The organism is Castellaniella daejeonensis (genome assembly GCF_039523555.1).
Lineage (GTDB): Bacteria > Pseudomonadota > Gammaproteobacteria > Burkholderiales > Burkholderiaceae_B > Castellaniella > Castellaniella daejeonensis.
Genome location: NZ_BAAAFN010000020.1, coordinates 36,245 through 57,579, shown reverse-complemented (window position 1 = coordinate 57,579; position 21,335 = coordinate 36,245). Strand labels below are relative to the sequence as shown.

The 21,335-nt window shown below is 66.8% G+C and carries 18 protein-coding genes and 1 tRNA gene; 9 read left to right on the top strand and 10 right to left on the bottom strand.

What is annotated here, in order from left to right; translation table 11 throughout:
- Positions 1-2,406: a membrane-bound PQQ-dependent dehydrogenase, glucose/quinate/shikimate family gene (locus tag ABD022_RS14620; RefSeq protein WP_325124049.1), complete on the bottom strand. Its 2,406-nt coding sequence runs from the start codon at positions 2,404-2,406 to the stop codon at positions 1-3.
- Between the two features lie 90 nt (positions 2,407-2,496).
- Here ABD022_RS14620 and ABD022_RS14615 point away from each other — a divergent pair, with 90 nt between their 5' ends.
- Positions 2,497-2,892, top strand: coding sequence for a GFA family protein (locus tag ABD022_RS14615; protein ID WP_325124048.1), 396 nt, complete (start codon positions 2,497-2,499; stop codon positions 2,890-2,892).
- 78 nt (positions 2,893-2,970) lie between these two features.
- On the opposite strand, the gene ABD022_RS14610 is transcribed toward ABD022_RS14615, so the two are convergent.
- The 3 genes from ABD022_RS14610 to ABD022_RS14600 are packed head-to-tail and all read right to left on the bottom strand — an operon-like array spanning position 2,971 to position 4,562.
- Positions 2,971-3,609 carry an FMN-dependent NADH-azoreductase gene (locus ABD022_RS14610; RefSeq protein ID WP_343822145.1) on the bottom strand — a complete coding sequence of 213 codons (639 nt, stop codon included), beginning with the start codon at positions 3,607-3,609 and terminating at the stop codon, positions 2,971-2,973.
- Positions 3,610-3,636: 27 nt separating this feature from the next.
- Positions 3,637-4,071 carry a carboxymuconolactone decarboxylase family protein gene (locus tag ABD022_RS14605; protein WP_325124046.1) on the bottom strand — a complete coding sequence of 145 codons (435 nt, stop codon included), beginning with the start codon at positions 4,069-4,071 and terminating at the stop codon, positions 3,637-3,639.
- A gap of 59 nt (positions 4,072-4,130) precedes the next feature.
- Positions 4,131-4,562 (bottom strand): GNAT family N-acetyltransferase, encoded by a 432-nt coding sequence (locus ABD022_RS14600; protein ID WP_325124045.1) that lies wholly within the window; start codon positions 4,560-4,562, stop codon positions 4,131-4,133.
- Between the two features lie 90 nt (positions 4,563-4,652).
- Here ABD022_RS14600 and pdxR point away from each other — a divergent pair, with 90 nt between their 5' ends.
- The gene (gene pdxR, locus ABD022_RS14595; RefSeq protein WP_343822143.1) at positions 4,653-6,068 is read left to right on the top strand and encodes a MocR-like pyridoxine biosynthesis transcription factor PdxR; all 1,416 of its coding nucleotides are present in this window, start codon (positions 4,653-4,655) and stop codon (positions 6,066-6,068) included.
- A 60-nt stretch (positions 6,069-6,128) separates the two neighbouring features.
- Here pdxR and ABD022_RS14590 read toward each other — a convergent pair.
- Positions 6,129-6,204: transfer RNA gene (locus ABD022_RS14590), tRNA-Gly, on the bottom strand.
- Between the two features lie 234 nt (positions 6,205-6,438).
- Here ABD022_RS14590 and murB point away from each other — a divergent pair.
- Positions 6,439-7,482 (top strand): UDP-N-acetylmuramate dehydrogenase, encoded by a 1,044-nt coding sequence (gene murB, locus ABD022_RS14585; protein WP_343822141.1) that lies wholly within the window; start codon positions 6,439-6,441, stop codon positions 7,480-7,482.
- Between the two features lie 49 nt (positions 7,483-7,531).
- On the opposite strand, the gene dapB is transcribed toward murB, so the two are convergent.
- Together dapB and ABD022_RS14575 are read right to left on the bottom strand one after the other, a co-directional pair.
- Positions 7,532-8,323, bottom strand: coding sequence for a 4-hydroxy-tetrahydrodipicolinate reductase (gene dapB, locus ABD022_RS14580; protein ID WP_325124042.1), 792 nt, complete (start codon positions 8,321-8,323; stop codon positions 7,532-7,534).
- A complete protein-coding gene (locus ABD022_RS14575; RefSeq protein WP_325124060.1) occupies positions 8,323-8,814 on the bottom strand; it encodes an outer membrane protein assembly factor BamE in 492 nt (163 codons plus the stop codon). Before ABD022_RS14575 ends, dapB begins: the two co-directional genes overlap by 1 nt.
- A 210-nt stretch (positions 8,815-9,024) precedes the next feature.
- Here ABD022_RS14575 and fur point away from each other — a divergent pair, with 210 nt between their 5' ends.
- Positions 9,025-9,450 carry a ferric iron uptake transcriptional regulator gene (fur, locus tag ABD022_RS14570; RefSeq protein ID WP_325124041.1) on the top strand — a complete coding sequence of 142 codons (426 nt, stop codon included), beginning with the start codon at positions 9,025-9,027 and terminating at the stop codon, positions 9,448-9,450.
- A gap of 83 nt (positions 9,451-9,533) precedes the next feature.
- Here fur and recN read toward each other — a convergent pair whose 3' ends face one another.
- Together recN and ABD022_RS14560 are read right to left on the bottom strand one after the other, a co-directional pair.
- Positions 9,534-11,189: a DNA repair protein RecN gene (recN, locus tag ABD022_RS14565; protein ID WP_325124040.1), complete on the bottom strand. Its 1,656-nt coding sequence runs from the start codon at positions 11,187-11,189 to the stop codon at positions 9,534-9,536.
- Between the two features lie 28 nt (positions 11,190-11,217).
- Positions 11,218-12,120 carry an NAD kinase gene (locus tag ABD022_RS14560; protein WP_343822138.1) on the bottom strand — a complete coding sequence of 301 codons (903 nt, stop codon included), beginning with the start codon at positions 12,118-12,120 and terminating at the stop codon, positions 11,218-11,220.
- Positions 12,121-12,238: 118 nt separating this feature from the next.
- Here ABD022_RS14560 and hrcA point away from each other — a divergent pair, with 118 nt between their 5' ends.
- From hrcA to dnaJ, 5 genes are all read left to right on the top strand, one after another.
- Positions 12,239-13,252, top strand: coding sequence for a heat-inducible transcriptional repressor HrcA (gene hrcA, locus ABD022_RS14555; RefSeq protein ID WP_325127283.1), 1,014 nt, complete (start codon positions 12,239-12,241; stop codon positions 13,250-13,252).
- A 25-nt stretch (positions 13,253-13,277) separates the two neighbouring features.
- Positions 13,278-14,324, top strand: coding sequence for a ferrochelatase (gene hemH / locus ABD022_RS14550; RefSeq protein ID WP_343822136.1), 1,047 nt, complete (start codon positions 13,278-13,280; stop codon positions 14,322-14,324).
- Between the two features lie 117 nt (positions 14,325-14,441).
- Positions 14,442-15,020 (top strand): nucleotide exchange factor GrpE, encoded by a 579-nt coding sequence (gene grpE, locus ABD022_RS14545; protein WP_325127286.1) that lies wholly within the window; start codon positions 14,442-14,444, stop codon positions 15,018-15,020.
- 104 nt (positions 15,021-15,124) lie between these two features.
- Positions 15,125-17,047 (top strand): molecular chaperone DnaK, encoded by a 1,923-nt coding sequence (dnaK, locus tag ABD022_RS14540; protein WP_343822134.1) that lies wholly within the window; start codon positions 15,125-15,127, stop codon positions 17,045-17,047.
- Between the two features lie 173 nt (positions 17,048-17,220).
- The gene (dnaJ, locus tag ABD022_RS14535; protein WP_325127290.1) at positions 17,221-18,351 is read left to right on the top strand and encodes a molecular chaperone DnaJ; all 1,131 of its coding nucleotides are present in this window, start codon (positions 17,221-17,223) and stop codon (positions 18,349-18,351) included.
- Between the two features lie 80 nt (positions 18,352-18,431).
- Here dnaJ and ABD022_RS14530 read toward each other — a convergent pair whose 3' ends face one another.
- Positions 18,432-21,200 (bottom strand): M16 family metallopeptidase, encoded by a 2,769-nt coding sequence (locus ABD022_RS14530; RefSeq protein WP_343822132.1) that lies wholly within the window; start codon positions 21,198-21,200, stop codon positions 18,432-18,434.
- Between the last annotated feature and the right edge of the window lie 135 nt (positions 21,201-21,335).

Genomic DNA, 21,335 nt, shown 5'->3' with positions numbered 1-21,335 from the left:
TCAGCCCGGCAGGGCGTAGGCCACCAGGTAGTCTCCCATCCGGGTGCCAAACGAACCATGGCCTCCGGCCATGATCACCACATACTGCCTGCCGTCGACCGCGTAGGTCATCGGCGTGGCCTGGCCGCCGGCGGGCAGGCGCGCTTCCCACAGCAGCGTGCCGTCGCTCACGTCGAACGCGCGCAGGTAGTCGTCCTGCGTCGCTGCCACGAACATCACGTTGCCCGCGGTCGAGATGGGGCCTCCCAGGCCCGGCACGCCGATCTTCAGCGGCGGTAGCTGGAACAGGTGCGGCAGGCTGTCGCGGATGGTGCCGATGCGTTTCTTCCACACCATCTGGTTGCTCTGCAGGTCCACTCCGGCCACATAGCCCCATGCCGGCGCCTTGCACGGCAGCCCCAGCGGCGACAGGAACGGGGTCAGCTCGACGCCGTACGGCGCGCCGTACATCGGCTGCACGCCGCTTTCCGTGCCGGCGCCCTTCACGCTGACGTCGCGGTCCGGGTTTTCGGGGATGAGCCGGGAGACGAACGGCAGGCCGATCGGGTTTGCCAGGGCCACCTGGCGATCCCGGTTGACCGACATGCCGCCCCATTCGAACACGCCCAGGTTGCCCGGGAACACCAGCGTGCCGTTCTCGGACGGCGGCGTGTAGATGCCATCGTAGTTGTAGAGCCGGAAGATCACGCGGCACATCAGCTGGTCCAGCAGGGTGGCGCCCCACATGTCCTTGTCGGTGAGCTTGCCGGCCGGTGCCAGGTTCAGCGCCGAGAACGGCTGGGTGGGGGCATAGTGCTCGTCCCTGGTCTGCGGCCCGCGCGCCACGCGCTGCGGCACGGCTTTCTCCGTCACCGGCACGATGGGCCGGCCGTTGCGGCGGTCCAGTACGAACACATTGCCGGTCTTGGTAAGCACGTAGATGGCCGGCACGGTCTGGCCATCGCGCGTCGTCACGTCCATCAGCGAAGGCTGCGCGGGCACGTCCATGTCCCATAGATCGTGATGCGTGGTCTGGAAGTGCCAGATCAGGTGGCCCGTGGAGGCATCCAGCGCCAGCACGGAATTGGCGTAGCGCTCCTTCAGGGGACCGCGGTCTCCGCCCCAGATGTCGGGCGTGCCCACGCCGGTGGGGATGTAGACCACGTCGGTCTGCGCGTCGTAGGCCAGCGGCGCCCAGGCGTTGGGCGAATTGTGCGCGAACTTCGTCTGCTCGCCCGGCATGGCGTTGGGGTCTTCGGCGCCGGTGTCGAAGACCCATTTCAGCGCGCCGGTGCGCACGTCGTAGCCGCGGATCACCCCGGAAGGCTCGCGGTTCGAGAAGTTGTCGGTCACCGAGCCGCCGATGACGATGGTCGATGCCGTGACCACCGGTGGCGACGTCGGGTTGTAGCCGCCAGGGTAGGCATGGGGCATGTTCTGCTGCAGGTCGATTTCGCCGTTCAGGCCGAAATCCTTGCATGCCTGGCCGTTGTCGGCATTCACGGCGATCAGGCGCCCGTCGTTGGTGGGCAGCAGCACTTTGCGCGGGCACAGGGACGGCACCTGGCCGTCGGCCTTGGCGGCGCTGGCCGGGAAGCGCACGGCATTGTTCGCGTCATGGTAGGAGACGCCCCGGCAGGTCAGGTGCTGGAAGGTCTTGTCGGCCTTCAGCTGCGGATCGTAGCGCCACAGGCGCCGGCCAGTGGCGGCGTCGAGCGCGTCCAGGAACTGGTGCGGCGTGCACAGGAACAGCGTGTTGCCGACCTTGATCGGCGTGACCTCGTTGGTTGTCTCGACGGAGTCGTCCCCGGTGCGGAAGTCGCCCGTGCGGTAGACCCAGGCCACTTCCAGGTCCTTGACGTTTTCTTCGTTGATCTGCGCCAGCGGCGAATAACGCACGCCGCCTTCCGTGCGCCCGTAGGCGGGCCAGTCTTCGTTGGCCACGCCGGGCACCGGCTGCGCCTGGGCCGGTTGTGCGCGGGCGAACGTGCCATCGATTTCCTGCGGATCGTCGATCAGGCCGTAGCCCAGCACCGCCAGCATGCACAGCATCGCCGCCCCCATGGCGATCTTCGCGGGGCGTACGGCGGCGAAGCCGCGCGTGGCGGACGGCAGCAGCAGCCACAGGCCCAGCAGGAACAACAGGTCGTAGCGTGGCGCCAGCGCCCAGAAGTCGGCGCCCGTTTCCCACAGGCCCCAGGCCAGGGTGGCTGCCAGGACCAGCGCATAGAGCCACAACCCCGCTGTCCTGTGCCGCAGGAGCAGCCAGGCGCTCGCCAGCAGCGCCACGCCCAGTGCGGCGTAGTACCACGAACCCCCCAGCGCCGCCAGCCAGATGCCGCCGATCAGCGCGTAGAGGGCAATCAGGATCAGTATCGCCCCGCCGATGATCTGGGATTTGCTCCTGCCTGGGCCGGTCGTGTTCATGGGCGTCGTCCTTGCGTGTGAGGCATGCAGATGGTTCTATGATAGTGACGTCAGTTGCCTCGTTTCCCCTTTTTCGGTCCCGGAGTTGTTATGAAAGGAAAATGCCTTTGCGGTTCCATCGAGGTCACGGCGCCTGATCGCGAGCAGATCGGGATTTGCCATTGCTCCATGTGCCGGCGCTGGTCGGGTGGCCCCATGTTCGCGGTCCATTGCGGGACCGAAGTCGGGTTCTCCGGCCCCGCGCCGCGGACCTACCGCTCATCCGAGTGGGCCGAGCGCGGGTTCTGCCCGACATGCGGCACGCATCTCTTCTATCGCCTGCTGCAAGGCGATGAGTACATCCTGCCCGTCGGTGTCTTCCAGGACCAGGCGTTCCAGCTGGCCAACGAGGTCTTCATCGACGAGAAGCCCGCTTACTACGAATTGAAGAATCAAACGAAGAAATTCACGGGCAAGCAGGTGTTCGAGATGTTCGCGTCCAGGTAGCGGGGCCGCCTTCAGGCCTGGCCGGTCGGGATTTCTTTTCCCGAGCCAGCCACGCCACCCCTGAAAATGCGGGATTCGTCATCCGATATCCCCGGTCACCCTGGCGTCGATCCTTGTCGTATCCATGGTGGTGAGCAGGGCGTCTTGATCCGCCGTCAACCGGCCGCCATCGAGGAACGCGGTTGCCTGCAGGGGGAAGAATTGCAGCGAAGTCAAACCCACGCAGCCGAAAGCGGCTGTCAGATAAGGCGTCAGGAAGTCCGGCTGTCTCGCACGATCGCCCGTGAACACGCCCCCGGAAGCGATGCCGATATAAACGGGCCTGTCTTGCAGCAGGCCTGTTTTTTCTCCTGTCGGCGCCACCCCGATCGTGCGGCCCATCCGCAGAATTTGATCGATCCAGGCCTTGAGTACGGAAGGGACCGTGAAATTGTTCATCGGCGTGCCAATGACAAGCGCGTCGGCGGCCTCGATTTCCTGGATCAATTCTTCCGACAATGATGTAGCCGGGTTCGGCCGCCCGGAGACCCATGCCCCTGGCGAGGATAGAGCGGCGGCGTAGCCGGCCTCCGGATGAGGTATGGGATTCAGGCCCAGATCACGGCGTATGACGAAGATTTCGGAGTCGATGGCGAAAAGCCGCGCAAGGATTGCAGCCGAAAGCTTTCGGCTGTGCGACTCTTTTCTCGGGCTGCAATCGATGTGCAGGATTTTCATGACAGACCTTCCATGGGCTGCGCCCCGTTATTGCCGCATCCCGATCGCCAGCCGGTTGAATGCGCTCATCAGCGCAATGGCAAAGCACAGGTCCGAAATTTCGACATCGCTGAAGTGCGCCTTGAGCGGCTCGTAATCCTCGTCGGGCGCATGCGTCCGGTCCACATGTGTCAGCGCCTCGGTCCAGGCCAGTGCGGCGCGTTCCCGTTCGGTGAAATGCTCGCCCACGCGCCATCCGGCGAGGCTGTCCAGCTTGGCATCCGGCACGCCACCGGCACGCAGCGCCTTTGCGTGCATTTCCAGGCAGAAGGCGCAGCCGTTGATCTGCGACATCCGCAGCCAGACCAGCTCGATGAGTTCCTTGCCGAGGCTGCTTTTCTCCAGGGCGGCCTTTGTGGCACCGAGCCCACGGTAGGCTTCGGGCGAGAGGGTGTAATAAGGCAAACGTTTCGGGGTGCTCATCAGAAGTTCCTGCGATTGAAAAGTTTCGGGGGCGCGGTCGCATGCGTCGCGCGTGCGGTTTATAGCGGCTGGCGGAAATGCATGCCCGTGGCCAACAGGCCCTGCCGAAAATAGAAACGTTGTCCCAGGGAATTTCCCAGGGCCGTATCCAGGACGAAGTGCTTGCAGTCCTGCTTGCGCGCTTCTTCACGCAATGCGTCGATCAGCCTGGCACCGAGGCCGTGGCGGCGGGCATCGGCGGCGGCCACCAGGTCATCGACGTAGAGAAAGCGCCCGTACAGGAGGTTCTCCTGAAGGCGGTAACCCGCCAGTGCCTTGACCTGACCGTCCTGCCATGCGGCCAGCAGGCGATACCCCTGCGCTGCCTGGCGGCGCGCTTGCGCGGTGAACGTGGCGACGTCCGGCAGATGCGGCCGCAGTTCGCGCATGACGGCGAAGCTGGCCAGGTAGTCCTCATCGCTGTCGATAAGGCTCAATCGCAATTGGGTCATGTGCATTCCTTGTTGCAGAGCCGTTAATTTAGGGCAATGATGCCCCATGCGACAGGTGCAAGAAATGAATGAATTAATAGGACATTGCTCATGGATTTGCGGCATCTCAGGGTAAGCCGGGAGCAGGATGCGCCGATCTACCTGCAGTTGTATCGGCGCTACCGGGAAGCAATCGCCACCGGGAAGCTCCTGCCCGGGGATCGCGTCCCGTCTGTGCGCAGCCTGGCCAGCGAACTGAACCTGGCGCGAGGCACGGTGGAAACGGCCTATCAGATACTGACGAGCGAAGGCTATCTCGTGGCCCGTGGTGCCGCGGGAACAGTGGTGTCTCCCCGGTTGGCAAACCTGCCTGAGCCGGGTACGGCAAGGACGGCGGGGCGTTCCGTTCACGAGTCCCCCCGCTTGCAGGCGGTTTCCAGCGAGGTGCTGCCGTTCCAGCTGGGCCTGCCCGCGTTGGATGCGTTTCCACGCAAGGTCTGGGCGCGCCTGGCGGGACGCAGTCTTCGCACTTTGGGGACGGTGGCCATGACCTACCCCGACCCCGCGGGATACGAGCCGCTGCGCCGCGCGATTGCGGCCTATCTGGGCATCTCGCGCGGCATCATCTGCTCGCATGAGCAGATCTTCGTGGTCGCGGGGTATCGGGGAGCGCTCGAACTGGTATGCCGCACGCTGTTGCAGGCCGGGGACCTGGGCTGGTACGAGGATCCGGGGTATATCTTCGCCCGGCAGTACCTGGAGCTCGCCGGCATGCGCCTGGAGCCGGTGCCCGTCGATGAGGAAGGGCTGAATGTGGGAATGGGCCAGCAATGTGCCGCCCGAGCGCGTTTCGCCGTGGTCACTCCCACGCATCAGAGCCCGATGGGCATGGCCCTGTCGTTGCCCCGCCGGCTGGAACTGCTGGAATGGGCAGGCCGCCGCCGGGCATGGATCATCGAGGACGACTACGACAGCGAGTTCCGGTATCACGGCCGGCCCCTGCCGGCGTTGAAGAGCCTGGATCGTGATGGGCGAGTGCTCTACACCGGCACCTTCAGCAAGGTGCTGCTTCCTGGCCTGCGACTGGCCTATCTCATCGTGCCCGTATCCCAGATCGGCAGGTTCAGGGATGTGGTGGATCATCTTCCTGGCCCCGGCTCCATCTTGCCCCAGGCCATGGCCGCCGATTTCATGGAACACGGCCACTTTGCCCGGCACCTGCGCAAAATGCGCGCCTTGTATGCAACCAGGCGCGGCTATCTGGTCAATGCGCTGGCGCAGACGATTGGAGACCGCCTGCACGTCCAGCCACAGGCGGGCGGCATCCATGTATTGGCGCACTTGAATGCCCGGCGCAGCGACAAGTCCCTGGCTGCGGCTGCCCAGGCCAGGGGGCTCGCTGTCACGGCACTGAGCAGCTGGCGGGTGCGCAAGTCGTCACAGGGAGGCTTGCTGATGGGGTTCGCCAATTTCGCAACGGCCGAAGATGCTGTTGCGGCGGTGCGGCGCCTGAAGGCCATCTTCTGATGAAGCCCGGGAAGCCAAAGAAGAAAGGCCCAAACCGAAGTTTGGGCCTTTTCTGAATTCTGGAGCGGGAAACGAGTCTCGAACTCGCGACCTCAACCTTGGCAAGGTTGCGCTCTACCAACTGAGCTATTCCCGCGTTGTTTTTAGCTATTCAGCTAAGCCATGCATTATATTGTGCATTTTTCAGTCTGTCAAATCAGCTGATTCTTCAGTCTGGGTTCCAGGCCTTCCGGGGATCCCCTTGGGGCGCTGTTGCCGATGCGCAATCAAGCAAGAGGCAGAACTATAAAACACGATTTCAGGGGCTGTCAAATCAGCCTTGCGCGGTATGCTTACGCCTTCCCATGCCCCCCTTGTTTTCATGTCTTCCATGCCTCTCGTCTTCTCCGACCAGGATCTGCAAACCCATAACACCCTGGGCCTGCCGGCGCGGGCGGCCGTGGCGACGCTGGACGACGAATCCGCCATCCCCGATCTGTGCGAGGCCCTGTCCTCCGGCCGGGAAACCGATGCGCCGCTGTTCGTGCTGGGGGGCGGCAGCAATCTGGTCGTGGCGGCGCGGCCGCGTCGCCGCGTCCTGCGCGTGGCGTTGCGCGGCATCCGCCTGTGGCGGGAAACAACCACGCACTGGTTCGTCGAGGCCGCCGCGGGAGAGCCCTGGCACGGCTTCGTGGACCATTGCCTATCGCAGGGATGGCCGGGCCTGGAAAACCTGGCCCTGATCCCCGGGACGGTGGGGGCTGCGCCGGTGCAGAACATCGGCGCCTACGGGCTTGAACTGGACCAGCGCCTGCATTCGGTGGTGGCCTGGGATCTGCGGGCGGGGCGCGAGCGTGAACTGCGCGCGGACGAGTGCGGTTTCGCTTATCGCGACAGCCTGTTCAAGCGCGACGGGGCGGGGCGCTGGCTGATCGTGCGGGTGCGTTTCGCGCTGCCCAAGGCCTGGGCGCCGCGCCTGGACTATCCCGATCTGCGCGACTATCCCGGGCTGGGATCGCCCACGGGCGGCGCAGGGGAAATTCCGTCGCCGCGCAGCATCTTCGATGCCGTCTGCGACATCCGCCGCCGCAAGCTGCCCGATCCTGCGGTGCAGGGCAACGCGGGCAGTTTTTTCAAGAATCCGGTGATCGATGCCGGCCAGGCGGATCGTCTGAGGCACCGGTATCCGGATCTCAAGGCCTATCCCCAGGCGGATGGGCGGGTCAAGCTGGCGGCGGGCTGGCTGATCGAGCAGGCGGGCTGGAAAGGGCGGCGCCTGGGCCCCGTGGGCATGCATGAGCGCCAGGCGCTGGTGCTGGTGAACCACGGCGGCGCGCAGTCGGCCGACGTGCTGGCCCTGGCACGAGCCGTGCGTGCCGATGTACAGGCGCGCTTCGGGGTGGATCTGGAGCAGGAACCGGTGGTTCTAGACTGAACCTGCGGCCCGTGACAGCGCCGGGATCGGCGGCGCGGCCGACGGATCTTCAGGTTGCCAGCACGTCCTGCATGTCGAACAGGCCGAATTCGCGGCGTGCCAGGTAGCGGGCGGCGCGCAGGCTGCCCTGGGCATAGGTGGCGCGGCTGCTGGATCGGTGGCTGATTTCGATGCGTTCGCCGGTGCCGCAGAAATACACGGTGTGATCGCCGACGATGTCGCCGCCACGCAGCACGGAAAAGCCGATATGACCGGTTTCGCGCGGGCCGGTATTGCCGTGGCGCGCCCAGTCGGCGATGTCGTCCAGCGGCTTGCCCCAGGCACGCGCCACGGCTTCGCCCATGGCCAGGGCGGTGCCCGATGGCGCATCGACCTTGTTGCGGTGATGGGCCTCGAAGACTTCGACGTCGTAGCCGCTGTTCAGCAGCCGGGCGGCCATGTCCAGCAGCTTGAGGGTGGCGTTGACGCCGACGCTCATGTTGGGGGCGAAGACGATGGCGATCTTCTGGGCGGCCGCGCGGATGGCCTGCTTGCCCGCGGCGTCGAAGCCGGTGGTGCCGATGACGCACTTGACGCCATGCGCGACGCAGGCCTCGAGGTGGGCCAGGGTGCCTTCGGGTCGTGTGAAGTCGATCAGGCAGTCGGCGCCCGCAAGAGCGCCCAGGTCGTCGGTGATGCGCACCTGGGTGTCGATGCCGAGGAAGGCCCCGGCATCCTGGCCGATGGCATCGTTGCCGCTGCGGTCCAGCGCCGCGGCCAGGGTGAGATCCTGGGATTCCAGGACGGCCTGGATCAGCATGCGGCCCATGCGACCCGAGGCGCCCGCGATGGCAATGCGCATTATTGCTGTCCTTCCTGGTCGTTCGTGCTGCTGGGCGCGGTCTCGATGATGGCTTGCGGGGCGCCGCCGGTTGCCTGGCCGCTGGGAGAGGCGGCATTGTCCAGGCCCGGGGACGCCGCCTGCTGGGCGTCGCGCTCGGCGTTGGCCGACTGGATGGCTTCCTTGCCGCTGTCGGCTTTCTGGAAGGGTTGGCGGTCGGGTTGCTCGTCGCCCGACCAGCGCACCAGGCGGTCGTTTTCGAACCAGACGGTGAACTTGCGCAGTTCGTCCTGGCCGTAGCCGGGCTGGTTGTAGTAGGGGTAGTCCCAGCGCTCGGCGTGGAAGATGTCCTGCAGCGTGGGCGAACCCAGGATGAAGCGCACCTGGTCGCGGGTCATGCCGGTTTCGAGCTGAGAGACCTGCTCGGTGGTGATCCAGTTGCCCTGCTGGATGGTGGCTCTGTAGGGAAAGCCCCAGTTGGTGGAACCGCAGCCCGCAAGACCCAGCGCCATGACGCTGGCAGTCAGGCATAGGGTCAACCTGTGGAAATGAGCGCTGGATCGGATGTGCACGAAAGCCCCCGTGTTGGATTCCATGGCCGCGCATCAGCGGCCGCTAAAACCGCTATCATAAAGGGAATTCGGATTTGCGCATGCGCGCGGCTGAATGCGGGGGGTTCCGGCCTGCTTGCCTTTCGCCGCATTCCCCGGGATACTTGAATCATGAACGACCAGATCGAACTCAAGACCATGGGCCTGAAGGCGACGTTTCCGCGCCTGAAGATCCTCGATGTATTCCGCAAGGCGGAAACTCGTCATCACAGCGCCGAAGACGTTTATCGCGCGCTGATCGCCGAAGATGTGGACATCGGCCTGGCCACCGTGTATCGCGTGCTGACCCAGTTCGAGCAGGCCGGCATCCTGCTGCGCAGCCAGTTCGATGGCGGCAAGGCGGTATTCGAACTGAACGACGGCGACCACCACGATCACCTGATCTGCACCAATTGCGGCCGGGTGGTGGAATTTTCAGACGCGGAAATCGAAAAGCGCCAGCATCGCGTGGCCAAGGAAAACGGCTTCACCCTGGAAAGCCACAACATGATGCTCTACGGCATCTGCCCGAAGTGCTCCGCCGCTAAAAAGGCCTGATCGGGGCGCACCGGCGCACGCCGGCGCGCAACTGCGTGCGCCCGCCTGGCGGGCGGCAACGCCACGCCTGATGCCGCCTGACGCTACTGGTGCGCCTGGCCAGACGCCAGCATTTCGCGGGCGTGCGTGCGCGTGGCAACGGTCATCTTCAGCCCGCCCAGCATGCGGGCGATTTCTTCCGTGCGGGATTCCTCGTCCAGGGGCCGGATGGCCGACAGCGTGCGGCCCGCGCGGGTGGCCTTGCTGACCTGGAAATGCCGGGCGGCGCAGGCCGCGACCTGGGGCAGGTGGGTGACGCAGAGCACCTGATGGCGCATGCCCAGTTCGCGCAGCAGGCGGCCCACCACCTCGGCCACGGCGCCGCCGATGCCGGCGTCGACCTCGTCGAAGATCAGGGTCGGTACCCGTGCGGCCTGGCTGGCGATCACCGACAGGGCAAGGGAAATGCGGGCCAGTTCGCCGCCGGAGGCCACCCGCGACAGCGGCCGCAGCGGGACGCCGGCATGGCCGGCCACCAGGAATTCGACGGTTTCAAGCCCATGCGCGGAAGGCTTGCAGTCTGCCAGGGCGATGTCGAAGACGCCGCCATCCATGGACAGGGTCTGCATGGCGGCCGTGACCTGCGCCGCCAGCTGGCCGGCCGTGGTCCGCCGGGCCGCGCTCAGGGCGCGGGCCAGTTCCGTGTAGCGCGATTCGGCCTGTCGGCAGGCCTGCTCCAGCGCATCCAGATCCTGGCCGGCTTCGGCCTGGCGCAGTTGGGTGCGCAGCGTTTCGTGGTGTTCGGCCAGGGCCTCGGGCTCGACATGGAACCGGCGTGCGGCTTCGAACATGCGGCCCATGCGGGCATCGGCCTGCGCCAGGGCGTCCGGATCGGGCTCCAGGCGGTCGGCGTAGGCGTTCAGGCCGGATACGGTTTCGGCGCACAGGATGCGGGCCGATTCCAGGGTCTGGCAGTGTTCTTCCAGGGAAGGGTCGTGGCGCACCAGGGCCTGCAGCGACTGGATCGCGGCGTGCAGGGCCTGTGCCGCCGAGCCGGTTTCCCCGTCGAGCGCCTCGATGGCCTGGCCCGCGCCAGCCAGCAGGGTCTGTGCGTGCGCGAGACGGGATTGGCGGGCGCACAGGTCGGGCCATTCGCCGGGTTCGGGCGCCAGTTCGTCCAGCCAGGCCACGTCGGCGGCCAGCTGTTCCAGCCGGGCCGCCTGGCCGGCCGCGTCGCTGCGGGCGGTATCCAGCGCGGCTTGCGCCTGGCGCCAGTCGGTCCAGGCCTGCTGCAGGGCGCGCGCCTGGTCGGCGTGCCCCCCCTGAGTGTCCAGCAGTTCCCGCTGGCTGGCCGGCTGCAGCAGGCTCTGGTGGGCGTGCTGGCCGTGGATGTCCACCAGCAGGGCGCCCAGGTCGCGCAACTGGCCCAGGGTTGCCGGCACGCCGTTGATCCAGGCCTTGCTGCGGCCCTGGGAATCGATGACGCGCCGCAGGATGAGTTCCGGGCCGTCCAGGGCCTGCTCGGCCAGCCAGCCGGCCGCGGCCTCGGGCGCGTCGAAGACGGCGCTGATGTCGGCGCGCGGGGCGTCCTGGCGGATCAGCGTGGCGTCGCCCCGGCCGCCCAGGGCCAGTGCCAGGGCATCGATCAGGATCGACTTGCCGGCGCCGGTCTCGCCCGAGAACACGGTAAAGCCGGCATCGAAGGCGATGTCGGCCTGATCGACGATGACGAAGTCGCGGATGTGCAGCGCGCGCAGCATGGTGGTGTGGTGGCTGTGGCCGTCGGCCCTATTGGTCGGGTTCGTCCCAGGGGTGCAGCATGCGGTTCCAGTTCAGCTTGCTGCGCAGGGTGGAAAAGTAGCTGTAGCCCTGGGGGTGCAGCAGGCGGACGCGGTGCGGACTGCGGCGCACGTCGATGCGGTCGCCTTCCTGGCAATTGGACAGGGCCTGCATGTCGAAGTGCACGCTGGCGCCCGATTCCACCCGGCCCAGGGCGCTGATGGTGATGTTCAGCACGCTGTCGTCGGGCAGGGTGATGGGCCGGTTCGACAGGGTCTGGGGCGCGACGGGCACCAGCACCAGGGCGTCGACCTGGGGGTGCAGGATCGGCCCGCCGGCCGACAGGGCATATGCTGTGGATCCCGTGGGCGTGGCGATGATCAGGCCGTCGGCGCGCTGGCTGTGCATGAAGGTGCCGTTGCACTCGACGCGCAGTTCGATCATGCCGCCGCGCCCGGCGCGGTTGATGATCACGTCGTTCAGGGCCAGGCCCGAGAAGATCGTTTCGCCGCCGCGCATGACGCGGCCTTCCAGGAGGATGCGCTCGTCCTGGACGAAGGCGCCGTTCAGGATGCGGGTGATGGCCTCGTCGGCGCTGCCCAGGGGGATGTCGGTGATGAAGCCAAGGCGGCCGTGGTTGATGCCGATCATGGCCACGCCCGACGTGGCCAGCTGGCGCGCGGCCGCCAGCATGGTGCCGTCGCCGCCCATGATGACGGCCAGGTCGGCGCGCGTGCCGATTTCTTCGTAGGAAGCCAGCGGAAAGTCGGCAACCCCGGTGTTGCGGCCCGTGTCGGCCTCGATCAGGACGTCGCATCCCGCCGAAGACAGGACCTGGCCCAGTCGGCGCAAGGGGGCATCCATGCCACTATCCTGGTGGCGGCCGATCAGGGCGACGGTCTTGAAGTGCATGGGCGCAGGGACTCCCGGAAATTAATGGAATAATAGGCGTATCCGATTATAGGGGGATGAGGACGCGGTTGCCGATGCGGGCGAGGCGTTTTCGCCCCGCCTGCTGGATGGACTGGACATGGATGATCGAGCCAAGACATTGTTGAAGGCGCTGGTCGAACGCTACATCGCGGACGGCCAGCCCGTGGGGTCGCGTACTCTGTCCAAGGTCTTCGATCTGTCGCCGGCCACGATCCGCAACGTCATGGCCGACCTCGAAGACCTGGGGCTGATCCACAGCCCGCACACGTCTTCCGGGCGCGTGCCCACGCCGCGCGGCTACCGCATGTTCGTCGACAGCCTGCTGACGGCGCGGCCCTACGAACTCAGCCCCGGCTTGCAGATCGAGGACTGCCTGCCGGCGGCCGAGCCCGGCCGCGCGGTCACCGCCGCCGCCTCGCTGCTGTCCAACCTGTCGCAGTTCGCGGGTGTGGTGCTCACGCCCAAGCGCACCCAGGTGTTCCGCCACATCGAATTCATCCGCCTGTCGGACCGGCGCGTGCTGCTGATCATCGTCACGCCCAATGGCGATGTGCAGAACCGCATCCTGTTCGTCTCGCGCGAATACTCCGAGGCCGAGCTGCTGGAAGCCTCCAATTTCTTCAACCGGCATTTTTCCGGCAAGTCCTTCCATGCGGTCCGGCTGGCGCTGGCCGACGAGCTCGCCTCGCTGCGCAGCGACATTTCCCGCCTGATGCAGCAGGCGGTGGATGCCGGGCTGGATTCGCCGGATACGGACGACGAGGCCGTGGTGATCTCGGGCGAAGGCAAATTGCTGGGCGTATCCGAGATGACGGCGAACATGGACCGGCTGCGCCGGCTGTTCCAGCTGTTCGAGCAGAAGACCGACCTGCTGCACCTGCTCGACGTCTCCAGCCGCGCCCAGGGCGTGCAGATCTACATCGGCGGCGATTCCCGCCTGGTGCCGCTGGAAGACGTGTCGGTCATCACTGCGCCCTACGGGGTCGACGGCCAGGTGATCGGCACGCTGGGCGTCATCGGTCCCAGCCGCATGGCCTACGATCGGGTCATCCCCATCGTCGACATCACCGCCCGCATGCTGTCCAACGCACTCGGCCAGGCGGCGTCCTGATGCCGCCTTTTCCTGTTTCCCGTACATGAGCCGCTTTCTTCCCGAAGTGTCCGATCCACGGGCGCTCGACCCCGACGCGCCCGGACCCGGCCGCGGCCCTCTGGGCATCCTGCTGATCAATCTGGGCACGCCCGATGAGCCCACCCCGGCGGCGGTGCGCCGCTACCTGGGAGAATTCCTGTCCGATCCCCGGGTGGTGGAATTGCCCGCCGTGCTGTGGCAGACCATCTTGCGCCTGTTCGTGCTGACGCGGCGGCCAGCCGCCGTGGCCCCGAAGTATGCCCAGGTCTGGCTCGAGCGGGGTTCGCCCCTGCTGGTGTACAGCCGGGACCTGGCCGACGCCGTGGCGGCGTCCCTGCGCGCGCGGGGCCTGGATGTCCGGGTCGAACTGGGCATGCGCTACGGCCGACCGGCCCTGGCGGGCGCCCTGGATGCCCTGCGCGCGGCCGGCTGCGGCCGCATCCTGGTCGCGCCGATGTATCCGCAATATGCCGCCAGCACCACGGCCACGGCCGTGGACGCGGTCGCCGCGCACCTGGCGCGGCTGCGCCATCAGCCCACGCTGCGTTTCCTGGACCGTTTCCACACGTCCGACGCGTATCTCGATGCGCTGTGCCGGTCGGTGCGGGCGCACTGGGACCGGGCCGGCAAGCCCGACCGGCTGCTGCTCAGCTTTCATGGCCTGCCCCAGCGGTCGGTGCGCCAGGGGGATCCCTATTTCCGCGATTGCCAGCAGACTGCCCGGGCCTTGCGCGAACGCCTGGGCGCGGACGGCGACCGCCTGCACGTGGCTTTCCAGAGCCGCTTCGGTGCGGCGCCCTGGCTGCAGCCCTATACCCAGCCCACGCTCGAAGCCTGGGGGCGGCAGGGGGTGGGCACGGTGGACCTGATGTGCCCGGGCTTCCTGGCGGACTGCCTGGAAACGCTGGAAGAAATCAACATGGGCTGCCGCGAGGCCTTCCTGGCGGCGGGCGGGCGCGATTTCCGCTACATCCCCTGCCTGAATGCCGATCCGAAGTGGGCGCGGGGTTTCGCCGGGTTGCTGGCCGACAACCTGGCCGGCTGGACCTAGGCGCGGGCCGGATGCGCCGGCCCGACATCGGGCGGCGTCGTGCCGGGGCTTGAAGAATGTGCGCCTCATCCCCATCTACCCAAGCGTTCACCCCCTTTCAGCATTGGAGATTTGAATATGTCGGCACCCCAGGAAGACTTGGACCCGCAAGCCGCGCCGAGCGCCGAAACCCCGTCCGCAGGCCGGAATCCGGCCGATGAGTCCGCCGGGCAGCCCGAAGCCGCCCAGCCGGGCGAAGACCTGGCCGCACTGCTGGACGAAGCCCAGAAGCAGGTCGCCGATTACCACGACCAGCTGCTGCGGGCCCACGCCGAAGTCGAAAACGTGCGGCGCCGCGCCCAGGAAGACGTGGCCAAGGCCCGCAAGTTCGGCACGGAATCGTTTGCCGAGAGCCTGATCCCGGTGCGCGACAGCCTGGAAGCCGCCCTGGCCCAGGAAAACCAGACTGTGGAAGATTGGCGCCAGGGCGTCGAGGCCACGCTGCGGCAGTTGAACAATGCCTTCGAGCGCAACCAGATGCGCGAGATCGCGCCCGCGCCCGGCGATGTTTTCGACCCGCACCGCCACCAGGCGATTTCCAACGTGCCTTCCGAGCATCCCCAGGGCGCCGTGGCCCAGACCCTGCAGAAGGGCTACCTGATCGCCGATCGCGTCCTGCGCCCGGCGCTGGTCATGGTATCGTCCGGCCCCGCCTGAGACCCCGCCGGCCCGGGCCTTGAAACCGGGTCCGGAAACCCCATATTCGAACCATCGGCGAGCCGGTGGCTCGCTCCATCATTCAAATATCGACAGGATCCAACATGAGCAAGATCATCGGCATCGACCTGGGCACGACCAACAGCTGCGTCGCAGTGCTGGACGGTTCCAAGGTCAAGATCATTGAAAACTCCGAAGGCGCGCGCACCACGCCGTCCATCGTCGCCTACATGCAGGACGGCGAGATCCTGGTGGGCGCGCCGGCCAAGCGCCAGGCCGTCACCAACCCGAAGAACACCATCTTCGCCGTCAAGCGCCTGATCGGCCGCAAGTTCGAAGAAAAGGCCGTGCAGAAGGACATCGACCTGATGCCCTACAAGATCGTCAAGGCTGAAAACGGCGACGCCTGGGTCGAGGCCCAGGACAAGAAGCTGGCTCCCCCGCAAGTGTCCGCCGACATCCTGCGCAAGATGAAGAAGACCGCCGAGGACTACCTGGGCGAGGAAGTCACCGAGGCCGTGATCACCGTGCCGGCCTACTTCAACGACAGCCAGCGCCAGGCGACCAAGGACGCCGGCCGCATCGCCGGCCTGGAAGTCAAGCGCATCATCAACGAGCCGACCGCGGCGGCCCTGGCCTTCGGCCTGGACAAGTCCGAGCGCGGCGATCGCAAGATCGTGGTCTATGACCTGGGCGGCGGCACCTTCGACGTGTCCATCATCGAGATCGCGGATGTGGATGGCGAAAAGCAGTTCGAGGTGCTGTCGACCAACGGCGACACGTTCCTGGGCGGCGAAGACTTCGACCAGCGCATCATCGACTACATCATCACCGAGTTCAAGAAGGAGTCGGGCGCCGACCTGTCCAAGGACGTGCTTGCCCTGCAGCGTCTGAAGGAAGCCGCCGAAAAGGCCAAGATCGAGCTGTCCTCCACGCAGCAGACCGAGATCAACCTGCCGTACATCACGGCCGACGCCTCCGGTCCCAAGCACCTGAACCTGAAGATCACTCGCTCCAAGCTGGAAGCGCTGGTCGAGGAACTGATCGAACGCACGATCGAACCCTGCCGCGTGGCGATCAAGGACGCCGGCGTCAAGGCTTCCGATATCGACGACGTGATCCTGGTCGGGGGCATGACCCGCATGCCCAAGGTCCAGGAAAAGGTCAAGGAATTCTTCGGCCGCGAGCCGCGCAAGGACGTGAACCCCGACGAGGCTGTGGCCGCCGGCGCCGCGATCCAGGGTTCCGTGCTGTCTGGCGACCGCAAGGACGTGCTGCTGCTCGACGTGACGCCGCTGTCCCTGGGGATCGAGACCCTGGGTGGCGTCATGACCAAGATGATCAAGAAGAACACCACCATCCCGACGCGCTTCTCGCAGGTGTTCTCCACGGCGGATGACAACCAGCCGGCCGTGACCATCAAGGTCTACCAGGGCGAGCGCGAAGTCGCCGCGGGCAACAAGGCGCTGGGCGAGTTCAACCTGGAAGGCATCCCGCCGGCCCCGCGTGGCCTGCCGCAGATCGAGGTCACCTTCGACATCGACGCCAACGGCATCCTGCACGTGTCGGCCAAGGACAAGGGCACCGGCAAGGAAAACAAGATCACGATCAAGGCCAGCTCGGGCCTGACCGAGGAAGAGATCGAGCGCATGGTGAAGGACGCCGAGGCCAACGCCGAGGAAGACCACCGCATCGCCGAACTGGCGCAGGCGCGCAACCAGGCCGACGGCCTGGTCCACGCCACGCGCAAGTCCCTGACGGAATACGGCGACAAGCTCGAAGCCTCCGAAAAGGAAGCCATCGAATCGGCCATCAAGGAACTTGAAGAAGCCATCAAGGGCGACGACAAGGCCGCCATCGACGCCAAGGTCGAGGCCCTGTCCACCGCCTCGCAGAAGCTCGGCGAAAAGATGTACGCCGACATGCAGGCCAAGCAGGCGGCTGCGGGCGCGGCTGCGGCCGATGGCGCCAAGCCGGCGGAAGACGACGTCGTCGATGCCGACTTCAAGGAAGTGAAGCGCGACTGATCCCCGCCGGACGCGCCTCGGCGCGGAACGCCCGGCAGGGCGGTTCCGCGCCCGGCGAGCCGGGGCGGCCCGCAAGCCGCCCGGGGAACAGCGAGCCTGCCCGGAACCGGTTCTGCACCGGGCCGGGCATGTGTCCTTCAATCAGCAGCGCATAGCACAGGCAACCCGAATCCATGGCAAAACGAGATTTTTACGACGTCCTGGGCGTGGCCAAGAACGCCTCGGACGACGACATCCGCAAGGCCTACCGCAAGCTGGCCATGAAATACCACCCGGACCGCAATCCGGACAGCAAGGAGGCCGAGGACAAATTCAAAGAGGCCAAGGAAGCCTACGAGATGCTGTCCGATCCGGAAAAGCGCGCGGCCTATGACCGTTTCGGTCATGCCGGCGTGGATCCGAACGCGGCGGCCGGCGCCGGCATGAATGGCGGCGCGGGCGGTTTTGCCGACGCCTTCGGCGACATATTCGGGGAAATATTCGGCGCTGCCGCAGGCCGCCGGGGCGGCGGACCCCAGGTCTATCGCGGCGCCGACCTGAAATACTCGCTGGAGATCAGCCTGGAGCAGGCGGCCAACGGGTTCGACACCGAGATCCGCATTCCCAGTTGGGAATCCTGCGAAACCTGCCATGGCTCGGGCGCCCGACCCGGCACCTCGCCGCGCACCTGCCATACCTGCGGCGGCAGCGGCGCCGTGCGCATGCAGCAGGGCTTTTTCAGCGTCCAGCAGACCTGCCCGACCTGTCATGGCACCGGCCGCGAGATCACCGATCCCTGCGTCGATTGCGAGGGCGTGGGCCGTGTCCGCAAGAACAAGACCCTGCAGGTCAAGATTCCCGCGGGGATCGACGACGGCATGCGCATCCGTTCCACCGGCAATGGCGAGCCGGGGCTGAACGGCGGGCCTCCGGGCGACCTGTACGTCGAGATCCGCATCAAGCCGCACGGCATCTTCGAGCGCCAGGGCGAGGACCTGCACTGCGAGCTGACCATCCCCTTCACCAAGGCGGCGCTGGGGGGCGTGCAGGAAGTCCCGACGCTGTCCGGGCGCGGGGAAATCACCATTCCCGAAGGCACACAGACCGGCAAGACCTTCCGACTGCGCGGCAAGGGCATCAAGGGCGTGCGTTCCAGCTATCCCGGCGACCTGTATTGCCACATCGTGGTGGAAACCCCCGTGCGCCTGAACGAAGAACAGAAAGCGCTTCTGCGCCAGTTCGAGGCGTCCCTGAACAGCGGCGGCGACCGCCATTCGCCCAAGAGCGAATCCTGGACCGACAAGGTGAAGAACTTCTTCTCCTGACGCAGGCCAGCCGCCCGATGTCCACCCCGTTCACCGGCCCGGCCGGCGAACGGGGTTTTTCTTTGTGCGGTTCGCGGCCTTCAGTGCTTCGGGTCGGGGTCGGCCGCCACGGCGATGCTGAGCGCCTCGGGATCGAGCAGCCCGTGCATGGCGGCGTTGACCTGCCCGGCCTCCAGGTCGCGCAACTGGTCGATGATGTGCTGCTGCCAGGCGAAGCTGCGGCCTGAGTCCAGATAGTCGATCCAGCGGCCCGCCAGGTAGGCGTCGTCTGAGCGCCCCAGTTGCAGGTAGTTCAGCAGCGACTGGACCCCCCGGTCGACTTCAGCCTGGGTGAAGCCGGTCTTCAGGGTCTCGTCCAGGACGGTACGCATCTCAGCCTGCAGCGTGTCGGCGTTCTGCGCGGCCATGCTGGCGAACAGCATCCATGCCCCCGATTCTTCGAAGGGCGAGGCGCTGACGGCGCTGCCCACGCCGTAGGACAGGCCGCCGCGCACCCGGATGGCCTGCCACAGACGGGAATCCTCGGAGCCGCCGATCAGATAGTTCGCCAGCATCAGCGCGGGCCAGCGCGGATCGGTGTCCCGCAGTTTCAGGGGCAGGGCGGCCCGGTATTCGGCGTTGGCCTTGCCCGGCGCCGGGATGCGGAAGGTCTTGGGTTCGACCGCATGCCAGGGATCGGCCAGGCGTTCGTAGGCCGGAGCGGTCCGCCAGCCGGACAGGCCGGCGCGCAGGCGCTGTTCCACCACGGCGGGGTCGAAATCCCCCACCACGGCCAGGGACAGGTGGCCCGCGCCGTAGAACCGTTCATGGAACCTGCGCAGCCGTTCGCGGCTCAGGGCTTCGATCCAGGCCAGGGTTTCGGCCGTCGTGGGGGTATAGCGGACATCGTCCCGGTCCCAGGGCTGTCCATGCCGCCGCAGCGTGTTGCGCACCAGGTAGGCCGGACTCGATGCGTCGTTTTCCACCCGGGTGCGCAGGCTGCGCTTGAGCCGCTCCAGTTCGTCCTCCGGAAAGGCCGGCGCGCGCAGCAGGTGGAACACCAGGTCCAGTGCATCGGCCAGGTGTTCGCGGGAACTGCGCAGGGAAACGTTCAGCACGTTGCCATCGGCGCCGAACGACAGTTGGGAGTCCAGTGCGTTCAGGCGATCTTCGATCTGCTGGCGGCTCATGCCGTCGGCGCCGCGCAGCAGCATGGCGCCGGTGGCGAAGGGCACGAGGTCCTGCCCGCGCAATGCCTCGGCGTTGCCGAAGCCCATGCGCAATACGGCATGAACCTGCTCTCCCGCGGTGGCCTTGGGCAGCAGGGCCAGGGACACCGGGCCGTTGGGCAGGGCCAGGGCGCTGCGCCGGGTGGCGGCGTCGATGGACAGGGGGCGGGTGTCGAAGGCCGCCACGGCGGGGCGCCCGGTGCCCGTGTCGAGCTGCCCGATCCACGGGCCGAGGTCGGCCGGGGCGGGCGCTGGCGCGTTCTTCGGGTCCGGCGTCGGCAGGTACATCCCGCTGGTGCGGTTGCTGGGCAGCAGCCAGGCGCTCAGCTGCGTGCGGATTGCATCCAGCGTCAGCGCCCGGACCCGCAGGCGCTCGATGAAGAACAGGCGCCAGTCCCCCCAGGCGACGGCGTCGGACAGGGCTTGCGCCAGGGCGCCGGACTGGTTGTAGGTCTGTTTCCAGTCGTTCAGCCAGGCCGTGCGGATGCGCTCCAGCGCGGCCTGGTCCAGCTGACCGATCCCTTCGGTTTCCAGGGTGCGTTCCAGGGCCGCCATGGCTGCCTGGGGATCCGCCCCGGGCTGTACCTGCGCGCCGAATACCGCGTAGCCGGGCTGCTTCATGGGCCGGGCGAAGCCGAACACGCTGCTGGCCAGGCCCTTGGCCACCAGGGCCTGGTAGAGCGGTCCGGCCGGGGTGTCGGCCAGCATGGCGCTGCCGATCGACAGGGCCGTGTAGGCGTCGCCGGCAGCCTCCGGCAGGTGATACTGCGCCAGGACGATGGGGCTGCCGCCGATGCGCCGCAGGGTGACGCTGCGCGCGCCCTGCTGGACGGGTTCGACCGTGTATTCGGGCGGCAGCGCGCCGCCGGGCCGGGCGATGGCGCCGAACGCCTGCGCGATCCATTGCAGCGTCTGCCGCGCATCGAAGCGGCCTGTGATGATCAGCGTGGCATTGTCCGGACGGTAGTATCGATGGTAGAAGGCGCGCAGCGGCTCGATGCCGACGTGCTCCACATCGGAACGCGCACCGATCACGCTGCGGCCGTAGGGGTGCCAGACATAGGCAGCCGAGGCAACCTGCTGCATCAGCATGCTGAACGGGCTGTTTTCGCCACGTTCCATTTCGTTGCGCACCACCGGCATTTCCGCGTCCAGGTCCGCGCGGGCGATGCGCGCGTTCAGCATGGCGTCGGCCTGCCAGGACAGGTACCAGCGCAGCGTGTCGGGGTCGCTGGCGAACGTGGCGTAATAGTTCGTCAGGTCGGCGGTGGTCGAGCCGTTGGCCGCCAGCCCCCGGCGCGCGAATTCGGCCAGGGCGTCCGGGTGTTTCGGGCTGCCACGGAACAGCAGGTGCTCCAGCAGGTGCGCCATGCCGGTCTCGCCCGGTCCTTCGTTGCGCGAGCCGACGCGGTAGCTCATGTTTACCGTGGTCTGGGCGCGGGAATCATCCGGGGCAAGCAGTACCTGCAGGCCGTTGTCCAGGCGGTATTCCGTCACGCCTTCGATCATGACGACCTGGTGGACGCCGGCGGGAAGGCTCTGCGCGGCGGCAGGTTTGGCAAGCGCGGGGCTGTGCAGGACGGGTGCTGCCAGCAGGCAGAACGCAAGAAACAGGGAGGGCAGGGGGTTCGGCCGGAGCATGGGTGCGGGGAACGTCGTGAGTGAAAAGGTGCGGCCCATAACATTACCGCATGGGCGCCCCGGAACGCACGCGTTGCCCGCTGGTCGCCAGGCGGATACCGGGGATCGGAATCAATTCGGCCCCGAGGTCACATC

Excerpts from the sequence above, each read along its gene's own strand:
- ABD022_RS14620 (WP_325124049.1), bottom strand. The coding sequence starts at position 2,406 with ATGAACACGACCGGCCCAGGCAGGAGCAAATCCCAGATCATCGGCGGG.
- ABD022_RS14615 (WP_325124048.1), top strand. The coding sequence starts at position 2,497 with ATGAAAGGAAAATGCCTTTGCGGTTCCATCGAGGTCACGGCGCCTGAT.
- ABD022_RS14610 (WP_343822145.1), bottom strand. The coding sequence starts at position 3,609 with ATGAAAATCCTGCACATCGATTGCAGCCCGAGAAAAGAGTCGCACAGC.
- ABD022_RS14605 (WP_325124046.1), bottom strand. The coding sequence starts at position 4,071 with ATGAGCACCCCGAAACGTTTGCCTTATTACACCCTCTCGCCCGAAGCC.
- ABD022_RS14600 (WP_325124045.1), bottom strand. The coding sequence starts at position 4,562 with ATGACCCAATTGCGATTGAGCCTTATCGACAGCGATGAGGACTACCTG.
- pdxR (WP_343822143.1), top strand. The coding sequence starts at position 4,653 with ATGGATTTGCGGCATCTCAGGGTAAGCCGGGAGCAGGATGCGCCGATC.
- murB (WP_343822141.1), top strand. The coding sequence starts at position 6,439 with ATGCCTCTCGTCTTCTCCGACCAGGATCTGCAAACCCATAACACCCTG.
- dapB (WP_325124042.1), bottom strand. The coding sequence starts at position 8,323 with ATGCGCATTGCCATCGCGGGCGCCTCGGGTCGCATGGGCCGCATGCTG.
- ABD022_RS14575 (WP_325124060.1), bottom strand. The coding sequence starts at position 8,814 with ATGGCGCTGGGTCTTGCGGGCTGCGGTTCCACCAACTGGGGCTTTCCC.
- fur (WP_325124041.1), top strand. The coding sequence starts at position 9,025 with ATGAACGACCAGATCGAACTCAAGACCATGGGCCTGAAGGCGACGTTT.
- recN (WP_325124040.1), bottom strand. The coding sequence starts at position 11,189 with ATGCTGCGCGCGCTGCACATCCGCGACTTCGTCATCGTCGATCAGGCC.
- ABD022_RS14560 (WP_343822138.1), bottom strand. The coding sequence starts at position 12,120 with ATGCACTTCAAGACCGTCGCCCTGATCGGCCGCCACCAGGATAGTGGC.
- hrcA (WP_325127283.1), top strand. The coding sequence starts at position 12,239 with ATGGATGATCGAGCCAAGACATTGTTGAAGGCGCTGGTCGAACGCTAC.
- hemH (WP_343822136.1), top strand. The coding sequence starts at position 13,278 with ATGAGCCGCTTTCTTCCCGAAGTGTCCGATCCACGGGCGCTCGACCCC.
- grpE (WP_325127286.1), top strand. The coding sequence starts at position 14,442 with ATGTCGGCACCCCAGGAAGACTTGGACCCGCAAGCCGCGCCGAGCGCC.
- dnaK (WP_343822134.1), top strand. The coding sequence starts at position 15,125 with ATGAGCAAGATCATCGGCATCGACCTGGGCACGACCAACAGCTGCGTC.
- dnaJ (WP_325127290.1), top strand. The coding sequence starts at position 17,221 with ATGGCAAAACGAGATTTTTACGACGTCCTGGGCGTGGCCAAGAACGCC.
- ABD022_RS14530 (WP_343822132.1), bottom strand. The coding sequence starts at position 21,200 with ATGCTCCGGCCGAACCCCCTGCCCTCCCTGTTTCTTGCGTTCTGCCTG.